9 protein-coding genes are annotated in these 13861 nt (G+C 60.7%); 4 read left to right on the top strand and 5 right to left on the bottom strand.

Going from position 1 to position 13861, the window contains the following annotated elements; genetic code table 11:
- Positions 1-28: 28 nt before the first annotated feature.
- On the bottom strand, positions 29-1897 hold the full coding sequence (locus PQR62_RS08190) for a phosphoenolpyruvate carboxykinase (GTP) (protein ID WP_408156656.1): 1869 nt from the start codon (positions 1895-1897) through the stop codon (positions 29-31).
- A 901-nt stretch (positions 1898-2798) separates the two neighbouring features.
- Here PQR62_RS08190 and PQR62_RS08185 point away from each other — a divergent pair.
- Both PQR62_RS08185 and PQR62_RS08180 read left to right on the top strand, forming a co-directional pair.
- Positions 2799-3833: a zinc-dependent alcohol dehydrogenase family protein gene (locus PQR62_RS08185; RefSeq protein ID WP_408156654.1), complete on the top strand. Its 1035-nt coding sequence runs from the start codon at positions 2799-2801 to the stop codon at positions 3831-3833.
- Positions 3834-3965: 132 nt separating this feature from the next.
- Complete coding sequence (locus tag PQR62_RS08180) at positions 3966-4952, top strand: D-2-hydroxyacid dehydrogenase family protein (RefSeq protein ID WP_408156652.1); 987 nt, start codon at positions 3966-3968, stop codon at positions 4950-4952.
- Here the strand turns inward: PQR62_RS08180 and PQR62_RS08175 are convergent.
- The gene (locus PQR62_RS08175) at positions 4930-5724 is read right to left on the bottom strand and encodes an L-asparaginase (RefSeq protein WP_408156650.1); all 795 of its coding nucleotides are present in this window, start codon (positions 5722-5724) and stop codon (positions 4930-4932) included. The two genes, PQR62_RS08180 and PQR62_RS08175, sit on opposite strands and share 23 nt — an antisense overlap.
- A gap of 616 nt (positions 5725-6340) precedes the next feature.
- Here PQR62_RS08175 and PQR62_RS08170 point away from each other — a divergent pair.
- Positions 6341-8932, top strand: coding sequence for a chemotaxis protein CheW (locus tag PQR62_RS08170; protein WP_408156648.1), 2592 nt, complete (start codon positions 6341-6343; stop codon positions 8930-8932).
- A gap of 140 nt (positions 8933-9072) precedes the next feature.
- The gene (locus PQR62_RS08165; protein ID WP_408156645.1) at positions 9073-9567 is read left to right on the top strand and encodes an asparaginase domain-containing protein; all 495 of its coding nucleotides are present in this window, start codon (positions 9073-9075) and stop codon (positions 9565-9567) included.
- 138 nt (positions 9568-9705) lie between these two features.
- Here PQR62_RS08165 and PQR62_RS08160 read toward each other — a convergent pair whose 3' ends face one another.
- The 3 genes from PQR62_RS08160 to PQR62_RS08150 all read right to left on the bottom strand — a co-directional run bounded on the left by PQR62_RS08160 (position 9706) and on the right by PQR62_RS08150 (position 13860).
- On the bottom strand, positions 9706-10782 hold the full coding sequence (locus PQR62_RS08160; RefSeq protein ID WP_408156643.1) for a porin: 1077 nt from the start codon (positions 10780-10782) through the stop codon (positions 9706-9708).
- 118 nt (positions 10783-10900) lie between these two features.
- On the bottom strand, positions 10901-11980 hold the full coding sequence (locus tag PQR62_RS08155; protein WP_408156641.1) for an ABC transporter ATP-binding protein: 1080 nt from the start codon (positions 11978-11980) through the stop codon (positions 10901-10903).
- A 59-nt stretch (positions 11981-12039) separates the two neighbouring features.
- On the bottom strand, positions 12040-13860 hold the full coding sequence (locus PQR62_RS08150; RefSeq protein ID WP_408156639.1) for an ABC transporter permease: 1821 nt from the start codon (positions 13858-13860) through the stop codon (positions 12040-12042).
- Between the last annotated feature and the right edge of the window lies 1 nt (position 13861).

The raw sequence follows: 13861 nt of genomic DNA, 5'->3' as shown, positions 1-13861 counted from the left end.
GCAACGCAGCCCGCGTCGGCTTGCATCATTACTTGGCCAGTTGCTTTTCCAGCTTGGCCTTCACATTCGCCAGTTCCGGCGGCAGCTTGTGCTTCAGCTTGTCGAACAGCTCGGTGTGCAATTCAACTTCCTGAGCCCATGCGGCCTTGTCGATCGAAGTGATGGTGGCGAACTGCTCGGCCGAGAAGTCCAGTCCATCCCATTGCAGATCCTGGAAGCGCGGCGTCACGCCAAACAGATGCTCGACACCGCCGGCGCGCACGCCTTGCGGATCTTCGATGCGCTCCAGCATCCACTTCAGCACGCGCATGTTGTCGCCGAAGCCCGGCCACACGAACTTGCCTTCAGCATCGGTACGGAACCAGTTGACGCAGTAGATCTTAGGCAACTCGGCCGGCGAAGCGGCGATCTTCTTGCCGATGTTGAGCCAGTGCTGGAAGTATTCGCTCATGTTGTAACCGGCGAACGGCAGCATCGCAAACGGATCGCGACGCACCACGCCTTGCTGGCCGACGGCGGCAGCAGTGGTTTCCGAACCCATGGTCGCGGCCATGTACACGCCTTCCACCCAGTTGCGGGCTTCAGTGACCAGCGGCACGGTGGTCGAACGGCGACCGCCGAAGATGAAGGCCGAGATCGGCACGCCGGCCGGATCATCCCAGGCGGCGTCGATCACCGGATTCTGGGTCGCCGCGACAGTGAAACGCGCGTTCGGATGGGCCGCCTTGCGGCCGCTTTCCTTCGCGATTTCCGGCGTCCAGTCCTTGCCTTGCCAGTCGATCAGATGCGCCGGCGCTTCCTTGGTCATGCCTTCCCACCAGACGTCGCCGTCGTCGGTCAGCGCGACGTTGGTGAAGATGGTATTGGCACGCAGCGATGCCATGCAATTGAAGTTGGTCTTTTCATTGGTGCCCGGAGCCACGCCGAAATAACCTGCTTCAGGATTGATCGCGTACAAGCGGCCATCCTGCCCCGGCTTGATCCATGCGATGTCGTCGCCGATGGTGGTGACTTTCCAGCCGTCAAAAGTCTTGGGCGGAATCAGCATGGCGAAGTTGGTCTTGCCGCAAGCCGATGGGAAAGCCGCTGCAATGTAGTGCTTCTTGCCCGCCGGCGATTCCACGCCGAGGATCAGCATGTGTTCGGCCAGCCAACCCTGATCACGGCCCATGGTCGACGCGATGCGCAGCGCGAAGCATTTCTTGCCGAGCAGCGCGTTGCCGCCGTAGCCGGAGCCGTAGGACCAGATTTCGCGGGTCTCTGGGTAGTGAACGATGTACTTGGTTTCGTTGCACGGCCATGCGACATCTTGCTCGCCGGCCTTCAAAGGCGCGCCGACGGTGTGCACGCAGGGCACGAACTCGCCGTCGGTACCCAGCACGTCATACACGGCCTTGCCCATGCGCGTCATGATGCGCATGTTGACGGCGACATAAGGAGAATCGGACAACTCGACGCCGATATGCGCAATCGGCGAGCCCAGCGGGCCCATCGAGAACGGCACCACATACAGGGTGCGGCCCTGCATGCAACCGTCGAACAGACCGCTGAGGGTCTGGCGCATTTCGGCCGGATCGGTCCAGTTGTTGGTCGGGCCGGCGTCTTCCTTGTTCTTGGAGCAGATGAAGGTGCGATCTTCGACGCGCGCCACGTCCGACGGATCGGAGCAGGCCAGATAGCTGTTCGGACGCTTGTCCTGATTCAGCTTCTTCATGGTGCCGGCGGCCACCATTTCCGCGCAAAGCCGGTCGTATTCTTCCTGCGAACCGTCGCACCAGTAAATGCGAGCAGGCTTGGTCAGCGCAGCAATTTCGGCGACCCAGTTCTGCAGCTTCTGATGTTTGACGTAAGCGGGTGCGTTCACTGTCGGAACGCCTTCCATGAGGGGTTGATTCATAAATGCTACCTCCTATGCCTCAGTTAAATGAATTCGTGTTGGCACGGCAGGATCGTCGTTGGCTTGTCGGCGGCGGCGGTAAATTCACGCCATGCGCGCCTGCCAGTGTTACGGCGGTCTTGTCGACGGCGACCGGCTTCGACTGAAGTCCGGCCACGCTGCCCGCGCGCTCGGGTGGCCGCGGGATTGAGTCACTTTTCGACAGTGGAAATCACAAAAAGTGGCGCCGATTGTACCTCTTAAAAAAACAAAATACTAAAATTTGTAGCGATATATACCCGAGTTTTGTAGTAGGTAATTACAAATCCAAAACAGAGCTGTTTTTTCATTACCAAAGTGCATAACTTAAAAACTGGCGAAATCCGCCTCAGCACTGGATTTGAAAGGGATTGCGGCGATTTAGTCATTCTCAATATGAATATCTAACTTGAAAAAATGACAAACAGACTGATTTTTACTTTGCCTTAATCCATTCTGCGGAACAGCGGCGCTGGGCGCGACAGTGTTTTAGATACGAAGCAAGGAAGCCCCCCCCTATTCCCCATATCGCTGAACGTAGATACATCGTTCCGGCTCATCGAAAATCGCGCAGCGCGTTGTTTTATGCCACTACTTTTTACCGCATCACGTCTTGCAAACTTGCCCTATCACAACATGCGAGCCAAGGTGTGCCATCGCACCGGCATTATTCGCAGCGCCCAATGCTGCGCCGTCAGATCGTAGAAGCCCTTGGCTCCCTCTGCGAACGCGGCCGCGATTATCCACGTTTTCATAATTCAGCTTTATGCCCGGCCCGGTTTTTCTGCAACGCGGCTTTCCCTACACTTGAAAGCATTACTTATAGCCTGCCGCACTTAAGCAAGCAGGCTGACCATGCGCCATCAGCATCAAGGAAAGCCATATGAATACCAAGCTCGAGCTCCGCAACACCGACAGCAGCACCATGCAAGCCGCCCGCCTCGCCGCCTTCGACACGCCGCTGCAGATCGCGCGCGTTCCCCGCCCGCAACCGGCCGCTCATGAAGTGCTGGTACGCGTAAAGAGCAGCGGCGTGAACCGGCTCGACGTCAAGATTCACAACGGCAGCGCCGCCCATGCGCGGGTACAGTTGCCGGCGATTCTCGGCATCGATCTGGCCGGCGTTGTCCAACAGGTGGGCCGTCAGGTGAGCTCGTTCAAAGTTGGCGACGAGGTCTACGGCATGAGCGGCGGCGTCGGTTGCATGGCCGGCTCGCTGGCCGAGTTCGCCACGGTCGACGCGCAATTGCTGGCGCTCAAACCTCGCAACTTCAGCATGCACGAAGCCGCCGCCCTGCCGATGATCTTCGTCACGGCGTGGCAAGGTCTGGTCGACAAAGCCAGGCTGCAGGCAGGGCAAAAAGTGCTGGTGCATGGCGGCGCCGGCGGCGTCGGCCATATCGCGGTGCAACTGGCGCGTGCGTTCGGGGCCCAGGTTTTCGCCACCGGCAGCCGGGCGCACAGGGAGACCATCGAAAGCATGGGCGCCATCGCCATCGATTACCGCAGCAGCGCGGTCGAAGACTACGTGGCGCAATACACAGCGGGCGAAGGATTCGACGTCGTCTACGACACGGTCGGCGGCACCACGCTCGACGCCTCCTTCCTCGCCGCGCGACATCATAGCGGCCACGTGGTCAGTTGCGCCGGCTGGGGCGCGCACAAGCTGGCGCCCCTATCGTTTCGCGCCGCCACCTACTCCGGCGTATTCACCTTGCTGCCCTTGCTGTGTGAACGCGGCGAGGGCCGTGCGCATCATGGCGAGATCATGCGCCAGGCCACTCGCATGGTGGAAGCAGGTCAGATACGCTTGCGGCTGGATCAACGACGCTTCGCGCTGGCCGACGTCAACCGCGTGCATCAACTGATGGAAAGTCGCAGCGCCGAAGGCAAGCTGGTGATCGATATCGCAGACTGAGCATCGCTACGACCGCAACCGTCCGCTCCCTTCGACGCATTGAGGCAGGAACAAACCGCGCAATCGATTTATCATGCTGCAGTAGCCCATCAGTCAAACACGCCATCACGCGAAATACGGACGGAGACCCACATGAAAATTGCAATTCTCGACGACTATCAGGATGCAGTGCGCCAACTCGACTGCTTCGCCATGCTGGATGGACACGATGTCAAAGTATTCACGAATTCGGTGCGCGGCACCGGCCAACTGGCGGCGCGGCTGGCCAATTTCGACGCACTGGTGCTGATCCGTGAACGCACCGTATTGAACAAGCAGTTGCTGGAAAAACTGCCGTTGCTGAAACTGATCTCGCAGACCGGCAAGGTCAGCGGCCATGTCGATGTCGCCGCCGCCACCGAACGCCGCGTCGCCATCGTCGAAGGCGTCGGCGATCCGACCGCACCGGCCGAACTGACCTGGGCGCTGATCATGGCCGCCATGCGCCGCGTGCCCCAATACACGGCGGCTTTGCGTGCGGGCGCCTGGCAACAGGTCTCCGCCACCCCGCATCACAACCTGATCGGCAGCGCACTCAAGGGCCGCACACTGGGCATCTGGGGTTACGGCAAGATCGGTCAGATGGTGGCAGGCTACGGCAAGGCTTTCGGCATGCAGGTGCTGGTGTGGGGACGCGACCCAAGTCTGCTGAAAGCGCGTGAACACGGCCATGCAACGGCAGCCAGCAAGGAAGAATTTTTCGACCAGGCCGATGTGCTGTCGCTGCATCTGCGCCTCAATGACGCCACGCGCGGCATCGTCACCGCAGCCGATCTGGCGCGCATGAAAACCAGCGCCTGCTTCATCAACACCAGCCGCGCCGAACTGGTCGAAAGCGGTGCGCTGGAACATGCACTGGAGCAAGGCAAACCCGGCCTGGCCGGCGTCGATGTGTTCGAACAGGAACCGCTGCCGGTCGATTCAGCACTGCTGAAAATGGATAACGTGGTGGCGACGCCGCATCTGGGCTATGTGGAAAAAGACGGCTACGAACTCTACTTCCGCGCCGCCTTTCAGAACATCCTCGACTACGCCGCCGGCACGCCGAAGAACGTACTCAATCCTGAGGCGTTGACTTAGTCCCCGAGGCAGACTCTCCCGCCCCCGGCCCCAGCGGCAACTCGCTGCTGGCCGGCGTCGCATAGCGCTGATACTGGGCATGCGACATCTTCCACAAATGCAGCCAGCCCGGCGGCCACGGCAAAGGCGGCCCGGAATACGCAGGCACGCCGCGCCGCACCGGAATCACCGGCAAATGCTCAGGCATCTGCTTGCTCTGGCCCCAGCCCAGACTGAAAGCGTAATCCGGCAGCAAGGCATCGCACACCAAAGAAAACCAGGCCGTGTGATCGTCGTCGCGGCCCAGCGCCTGCGCCAGTCCATGCGGATCGAATTGCGCCAGCATGCTGGCCAGCTCCTGCGGCGTTGCGCCCGGATTGTCGCCCCAGCCCAGCACCGGATTGAAGTTGTAATCGGCGCCCGAGCCATACCAGCCTTCGCGCCACGGCCGCTCTATCCACTGCCGCGGCCCCGCGAACAAATGCCAGCGCCAATGCAGCCCGGAAGGCTTGGGCCAGCTATATAAATACAAGCGCTGATAACCGGCGCGATGCAGCTCGCGCACCATCGCCATGAGGCGCGCCTGCGGCATGCGATCGGGCGGCGTGCGACGGAACAGGATGGGCGTGCCATCCGCATGCTGAACTTCATCGGAAGACAGATTCAGATCGAGCGTGCGCACCTCGCTGCCAAAGCGCGCAGAGATCCAGCCGGTCAAAAGATTGACCAGCACGATCACGCCATAGCCGCGATGACGGTGAAAAATAACGGTGCCGGGAGCGAGCGGTTTCATAGGGCTCCATTATAAAACCCATTTGATTTTCACTTTGGCGGGCGTCGGGTTCGGCAGGCTTCACGTCCATTCTTGCCGGCTCTTGCCTGTGCGCACCATCAATGTGCTTCACAAAATTCATCGCGTAATCAGTACTCCGTCAGCGCGACATAACACTATGCACAAGAGGCATGCACGACTGCGCATTTCCGCACCGACATGCGGCAAAAATGCCTCTGTACTGGCATCTGTACTGTGGTTTTAATGCAGTGAGCGCAACTCAGATGAGTATCGTTCATGCATAAATTTTTTCGCCTCAGTTAGAATTCGCAGCGCAAAAATAAACAGAAGTAAAAGCACCAGAAGGGCCGCGCCAAAAAGATGCAGCCCAACATCGCCGTAAAAAAATCAACATAAAACAAGCGCTCACACTCGCTACCACACTCGGAGAACAGCAACCGCCGCCGGCATCCTTGGACTCTGGCATGCGATTTTCTTTGCCTTGAGAAAACACCGAAACAATACGGTGACAATGCAGAACCATGAAGAGAGACGCCATCCAAATCGATCACTGGATCGCCAGGATGCAGCGACGTCAGGTGGCGGGTCGTGCGAGCACTCCATAAGGGACTACTTGATGACTGCAACAGTAGCAATAAAAACAGAGACCTTCCTGCCCTACATGCGCGACGTCGCCAAGTGCGAACAATCGCTGCAAGAGCTGAATCTGATGTGGCGCGTGATCGAAGCCTCGGCCAAGATGAACTGCCCGCTCGAAGCCAAAACCATCCTGCCGACCATGGCCGCCACCCGCAACGGTTTCAGCCGGCTGGAGCGGGAACTGGTCAGCAGTCTGGTGGAAGAAAAGGTGCGCAATGTGCTGGCCGAAATCGGCACCAAGGCGCAATACGTGATCGACATCGTGGTACGCAATCTGTTCGAGCGCACCGCCGATGTCGGCTTTCTCGCGACCGACCGCGAGCTGTGCAATTTCGTCGCCGGCATCCACGACTCGGCCGACGCTGCACGCTATCGCCTGCGCGAGTATCGCAACAAATATACGGTCTATGACGAGATCATCCTGCTCGACACCGAGGGCAATGTGCTGGTGCAGATCGACCCCGCCACGCCGCTGGAGCACAGCGCCGATCCGCTGATTGCTCAAACCCTGCAATCCGACACCTATGTCGAAACCTTCCGCGCCACCGACCTGCGACCGGCCAAGGATCGCGCGCTGATTTATTCGCGCCGCATGCATCATCCCCACACCGGCGCGGTGATCGGCGTGCTGTGCCTGTGCTTCCATTTTGAAGAAGAAATGTGCGGCATCTTTTCTGCGCACCGCGACCCCGATGCGCGCGCCAACATGCTGCTGCTGGACGGAGACAATCGCGTCATCGCCAGCGCCGACGGACTGTGGATTCCACCCGGAACGGTAGTGCCGGTGAATCGCGATGGGCACGCCAGACTGATGATGTTCTGCGGCCGCGAATATCTGGTGCGCACCTTTGCATCGGAAGGCTATCAGGGCTATCCCGGCCCTGTCGGCTGGCAGGGCCAGGTGATGATTCCGGTCGAAGTCGCCTTCAGCGGCATCGTCAGCGACGTGCTGAGCACGCTGTCGCCGGAACTGGCCGAAGGCCTGCTGGCGCATGCACATTCATTCTGCCCGCCGCTATACGACATCATGACGGCGGCCAAGACCATCCAGCGCATCGTGTGGAACGGCCAGGTGATGACCGCCGGTCAGCGTGGCGAGATGATGAAACTGAAAACCATCCTCGATCAGATCAGCGAAACCGGCAATCGCAGCAACGAGCTGTTCGCGCAATCGATCCACGATCTCTATCAGACGGTGCTGGCGTCCAGCATGCGCGATGCTGAATTTACCGCCGGCCTGCTGGTTGATCTGCTCGATCGCAATCTGTATGAGCGCTCCGACGATTGCCGCTGGTGGGCGCTCACGCCCGAGTTGCGCGCGGCGCTGGCGCAAACGCAGATCGATGCCGCCAGCAGCGCCAAGCTGACTGACATCCTGACTTACATCAACGGCCTCTACACGGTCTACACCCGCATTTTCGTCTACGACCGCAACGGCCGCATCATCGCCAGCACCGGCGATGACAGCGCCGCGCTGCTCGGCAGCAGCATTGATGCCGAAACGCTGGCGCAGGTGACGAGTCTGCGCACCCGGCAGCAATATCATGTCAGCAAGTTCGAGCCGAGCACGCTGTACGGCGAGCGCGATACGTATATCTATCACGCTGCGATCCGCGATCTGCAGCATGACGACAGCGTAGTCGGCGGCATCGGCATCGTGTTCGATTCCACTCCCGAATTCTTCAACATGCTGCGCAGCGGCCTGGCCGGCAAGGCCAAGACCAAGGCCTTTTACGTCGACCGTTCGGGCCGCATCATCTCCGGCACTGACGACACGCGCCCGGTCGGCAGCCTGCTCGACATCGATCCGGCGCTGCTGCAGATCGCCAACGGCGAACATGCCTCGCGCGTGACCGAGCATGACGGCCAGTACGCCATCGTCGCCTGCAGCGTCTCCAACGGCTATCGCGAATTCAAGGTCAGCGACGGCTACAAGGAAGACGTGATCGCCGTGGTGTTCCAGTCCTTCGGCGCGGTCAGTCTGAACGGCGCCCAGACCGGCGGCAGCACCTATCTTCTGGAAAGCGATCCAACCGCCTCCGACGGCATGGAATACGCGACCTTTTTCTCCGACCACAATCTGTTCGCCATCGCTGCCGCCAACGTGATGGAAGCGGTGCCGTACTCCGATGTGCTGCCGACCTCGATGGGCAGCCGCCCGGAACAAATCGGCGTACTCGGCCTGCAACGCGACGACGCCCACAAGGAATTCATCTGGGTGTTCGACCTCGGCCAGCTGATGCGCGGCAGCAAATCGGCCGTCACCAGCAGCAGCCAGGTGATGATCGTCAATCACGGCCAGCACACCATCGGCCTGCTGGTCGATGAATTGCATGCGGTGCCGCAATTCAATCAGGCGCAGATCATCCATACTCCGTTTGCGATGCAGGGTGAATCGATGCTGGTGACGCAGGTGATCAAGGCCAATCAGGGGCAGCTGCTGATTCAGGCGATTGAAGTCGAGCGCCTGTTCGGGTATCTGATCGACGGCAGCATTCCGATGCCGCCGGCGCCGGAGCTGGTCCCGAATGCAGAGCAGACAGGCGATTCGCAATTGCTGGCGGCCTGATTCGGAAAGACAAAAACACTTGCTGGAAAGAAGGTGCAGCGAGCGAAGCTGCCCGTCGGGGGAAAGAGGATGTCGGCCCATGTATCATGAGCGGCTGACATCCTCTTTATATTTTTGCTGACAAGAAACCAGGAACGGACATGAGCCTACGCATCATCGCCACCGGCGGCACCTTCGACAAACACTACGACGAAATCGCCGGCAAACTCGGCTTCGCCGCCAGCCATCTGCCGGAAGTGATTGCGCGGGCACGCCTGACCATCGAGGCGGAACTGGAAGAACTGCCGCTACTCGATTCGCTCGACATGCAAGACATCGACCGCCAGCGCGTGCTGGCCGCCTGCAGTCGTGCGCCTGAAGACGCCATCGTGATCATCCACGGCACCGATACCATGCAGGACACCGCGCGCGTTCTGGGCGCCGCGCCGCTGGGCAAAACCATCATCCTGACCGGCGCCATGATCCCCTACTCGATTCAGGGATCGGATGCACAATTCAACTTCGGCTTCGCCTGCGGCGTGGCGCAAGTCTTGCCGCATGGCGTCTATGTCGCGATGAACGGCCGCGTCTTCCCCTGGGATCAGGTGCAAAAGAATCGCAGCGCAGGGATTTTCGAGGCGCCGCCGCAGGATTGAAGTACGAGCGCATGGCCTCCCGCTTCTTGCAGCTGCGGGAGGAATAGAAAAAGCGAGGCCTGAGCCTCGCTTTTTCTTTGCGCGCCGGATGTCACTCAACGCGTCACTCAAGATGTTCTTTCACGATGCCTGCTGCGATCAGAACCGATGCTGCATCCCCAGCGTCACGCCGACCTGGCTGTTGCCGAAGCCGACGTCGTCACGCGATACGCCTACCAGCTGATTGTTCCTGGCCTTGGCGTAGGCGCCGCTGGCGTACAGATCGGTGCGCTTGGACAAGGCGTACTTCAGACGCAGCGAGTACATGATCGGGTCGGCATCGGTGCCTGCCGCCACGTTCTTGATGTTCTGATAGTAGATGGTGCCGATCAGGGTGAATGCAGGCGTCAGCTTGTAGCTGCCGCCGCCCCAGAAGAAATCGCTGCGCAGATCGGTGGCGCCGGAGGCCAGCGTCTTCTTGTAGTAGCGATAACCGAGGTTGGCCTTGAAGGCTTCGCTGAACTGATAGCCGCCGGCCAGATGCGCACTGGTGGCCTTGTCGTAAGCGCCGGTGGTCGCAAGCGCCGCGCCGTTGACGCGGTCAAAGGTCGCCGCAACCGTGAACGGGCCGGTGCCATAGCCCAGACCGAGCCCGTACTTGGCGCTGTCACTGTTATTGCCGGCGGCTTCACCGAAGGCGTACATCGCACCCAGCTTGAAATCGCCGAACTGGCCCTGGTATTTGATCAGGTTGGAGACGCCGGTCGGCATGCCGTCCTTGCGCGCACCGGTGGCGCCGGCCGAGGTCACCCACGAATACTGTCCGGAGTAACCCATGGGGTCGAAGGGCAGAATGAAATCATAGGTGGTGCTGAATGAACGCCCCGCCACCACGCGGCCAAAGCTTCCTTCCAGGCCGACGTTGGACTGCCGGTTGAACAGTTGATTGGCATCGCCGTCGAAACCGCCGGTGTCGAGCTTGAAGCCGTTTTCCAACTGGAAGATCGCCTTCAGACCGCCGCCCAGATCTTCGCTGCCGCGAAAGCCGATGCGCGAGGTATTCATCGCGCCCGAACTCAGACGCGTGATGCTGCCGCCGTTGGCGCCGGCGTTGTTGACGTATTCCACGCCGGTGTCGATCAGACCGTAGACGGTAACGCTGCTCTGCGCCGCAGCCACGCCGCTCAACCCTGCCAACGCGCCCAGAACGGCGCCGCTGATTAATTTCTTTTGCACTGTTTCATCTCCTTGGTAAAAATCGTTTTTATGTTTGCCTGCCGCCCATCAGGTGCATGCGCCTTTGCCGCATGCACCTCCCTGCCCGTGACTCTGATCTCAAAACTCTGATCTCAGATCAGAATGCCCACAACGCCTGTTCCGGCAAGGTCAGCCAGTACTCGCCCTGCTCCAGCTTGTGCGGCGCGTAGGCGCGCAGGCCGACCACGGTGCTGTCCGCATTGGCCGGCTTGAACAGGCATTCCCAGCGGTCGCCCAGATACATGCAGGTGGAAAGCGGCAGGCGAATCGCGTTGTCGGTCTGCTGATCGGAGATGCGCACCTGCTCCAGACGGATGATGGCGGTAACCTCGCTACCGGTATTGGCGCCGCGTGCGCTGGCCACCACCGTGCCGCCTTCGACCTGCAAGGTGACGCGCTGGCCGTCGCGCTGCAGCACCTTGCCCTTGAGGCGATTGTTGCTGCCCATGAATTCGGCGGTGAACAAGGTATCCGGCGTCTGATACATGCTTTGCGGCGTGCCCTGCTGTTCGATCTTGCCGTTGTTGAGCAGCAGGATGCGATCCGAAATCGCCATCGCCTCGCCCTGATCGTGGGTCACCATCAATGCCGACAAGCCCAGGCGCACGATCAGCTCGCGCAGGAAGGCCCGCGCTTCTTCGCGCAGCTTGGCGTCGAGATTGGAGAGCGGCTCGTCGAGCAGAATCACTTGCGGGTTGTAGACCAGCGCGCGCGCAATCGCCACGCGCTGCTGCTGGCCGCCGGAGAGCTGATGCGGGAAGCGTTCGCCCAGATGGCCGAGGCCGAGCTGCGACAGCACTTCCTTCACGCGTTCGGCAATTTCGGTGCTGGCCATCTTGCGCAGCTTGAGGCCATAGGCGACGTTGTCGAACACGGTCTTGTGCGGCCACAGCGCATACGACTGAAACACCAGGCCGAGATTACGTTCTTCGGCCGGCATTTCAAAATTCCGCACGCCGTCGAACACGCGCCGCTCGGCGATGTCGATAGTGCCGGCCTTGGGCGACTCCAGCCCGGCGACCGCGCGCAGCAGCGTGGTCTTGCCGCTGCCCGAAGGCCCCAGCAAAGCGACTACTTCGCCGCGCTGCAATTGCATGGAAACGCCCTTGAGAATCGGATTGGCGCTGGCGCCGCTGCCATAGTCGAGGTGCAGGTCGTTGACGGTGAGTTCTGACATGTTGATTCCTTTAGAGACGCGCCGGCGCTACGCTGCCCCGGCGTCAATTCATAACGTGATTAGTCGTGCAGCTTGATGCCGAATCTGAGGGCAATGCCCAGTCCGATGGCCACCAGCGCAATGTTGATGAAGGACAGCGCAGCCACCAGTTCCACCGCCCCGGCGGCCCACATCGACACGATCATCGAGCCGATCACTTCGGTGCCGGGCGACAGCAGATACACGCCGGTCGAATACTCGCGCTCGAAGATCAGGAACACCATCAGCCAGGCGCCCAGCAGACCGTACTTCACCAGCGGCAGCGTGACGTCGCGTGTGACCTGGCCGCGCCGGGCGCCGACTGCGCGCGCCGCTTCTTCCAGCTCGGGGCCGACCTGCAGCAAGGCGGTGGTGATCAGACGCAGACCGTAGGCCAGCCACACCACCGAATACGCCAGCCAGACAGAGAAGATGGTGGATCGCAACTCGCGCAACTGAGGAATGAAATTCTCGACCAGCCAGCGCGCGATATCGTTGTCGAAACCCTTGAGGAAGTTATCCAGCAGCGCAGGCACGAACAGGAACACCCACAGGAAAGACAGACCGGCCAGCAAACCCGGCACCGCACGCGGCACCAGCACGCTGTAATCGAGGAAGCGCGTGATGCCGTCGCTCTTGCGATGCATCGCCAGCGCAATCGCGCTGTAGCACACCACCGCAATGGCGCCGCCGATCACGCCGATCAGCACGGTATTGATGATGCCGCGCACCAGCGACGGCTGACTCCAGACATCGCGGAAGTTCTGCAGCGTCAGCACGTCCAGCAGCTGCACGCCGTCGCCCCAGTGCGAGACGAAGGTGCGCAGCGCGATGCCCGACAGCGGCACGATCACGGTGAACAGCAGCCAGCCGGTGATCAGCGCGAACGCGATCCAGCGCCACTTGCCCAGCGGCAGCGCCTTCTGGCGTGCGCCCTTGCCCTTGATCGAGACATATTTGTTGGCCGAACGCAGCAGCCAGCGCTGCAGCATCACCAGCGGCATGGTGACCGCCACCAGACACACCGCCACCGCCGCCATCAGGTGATAGGAAGGCGTGCCGAGCTTGTTGGTCAGCTTGTAGAGATAGGTCGCCAGCACCAGGTGACCTTCGGGATCGCCCAGCACCAGCACCAGACCGAACACTTCGAAACCAAGGAAGAACACCAGCACGCCGGAATACGCCAGCGCCGGCATGATCATCGGCAGCGACACATTGAGCGCCACCTGCAGCGGCGAAGCACCGGCGACACGCGCCGCTTCTTCCACGTCGGAACCCAGACTCTTGAGCGCCGCCGAAGCATACAGATACACGTGCGGCACGTGCGTGAGGCCGGCGATGATGACGATGGCCGGGAAGGAATACACGTTCCACGGGTCGCCCTCAAAACCGAACACCCCCAGCATGTTGCGCACCCACACCGTATAGAAGCCGACCGGCCCCATCGCCACCACGTAACCGAAGGCGATCACCATCGGCGAGACGAAGATAGGCACCAGCAGCATCGGCGCGATCCAGCCGCGTCCCGGCAGATCGGTGCGCACCATCAGGAAGGCCAGCATGCCGCCCAGCGGCACGGCGATCAGGGCCAGGCCCGACGCCAGATAGAAACCGTTGACGAAGGCCTGACGGAAATCCGTATCGTCAAAGATGAAGCGATAGGAATCCAGCGTCAGCGTCTTCACCGGCGCGAAGAACGGCGCCGACAAGAAGCTCTGATAGAAGATCAGCAGCAGCGGCACGAAAATGGCCAGCGCCGCCAGGACCACGACCACGCCGCGCGGCCAGTTCAGTCGCGTGAGGAAGCGCCCGAGGCCGCTGCGAGCGCTATCGCTGCGATGAGGACTTGAAATTGTTTGCATG

Origin of the sequence: Herbaspirillum lusitanum (genome assembly GCF_046025995.1) — a bacterium.
GTDB classification, from domain to species: Bacteria; Pseudomonadota; Gammaproteobacteria; order Burkholderiales; family Burkholderiaceae_D; genus Herbaspirillum; species Herbaspirillum lusitanum_A.
This window is presented reverse-complemented; position numbering and strand designations above follow the sequence as displayed.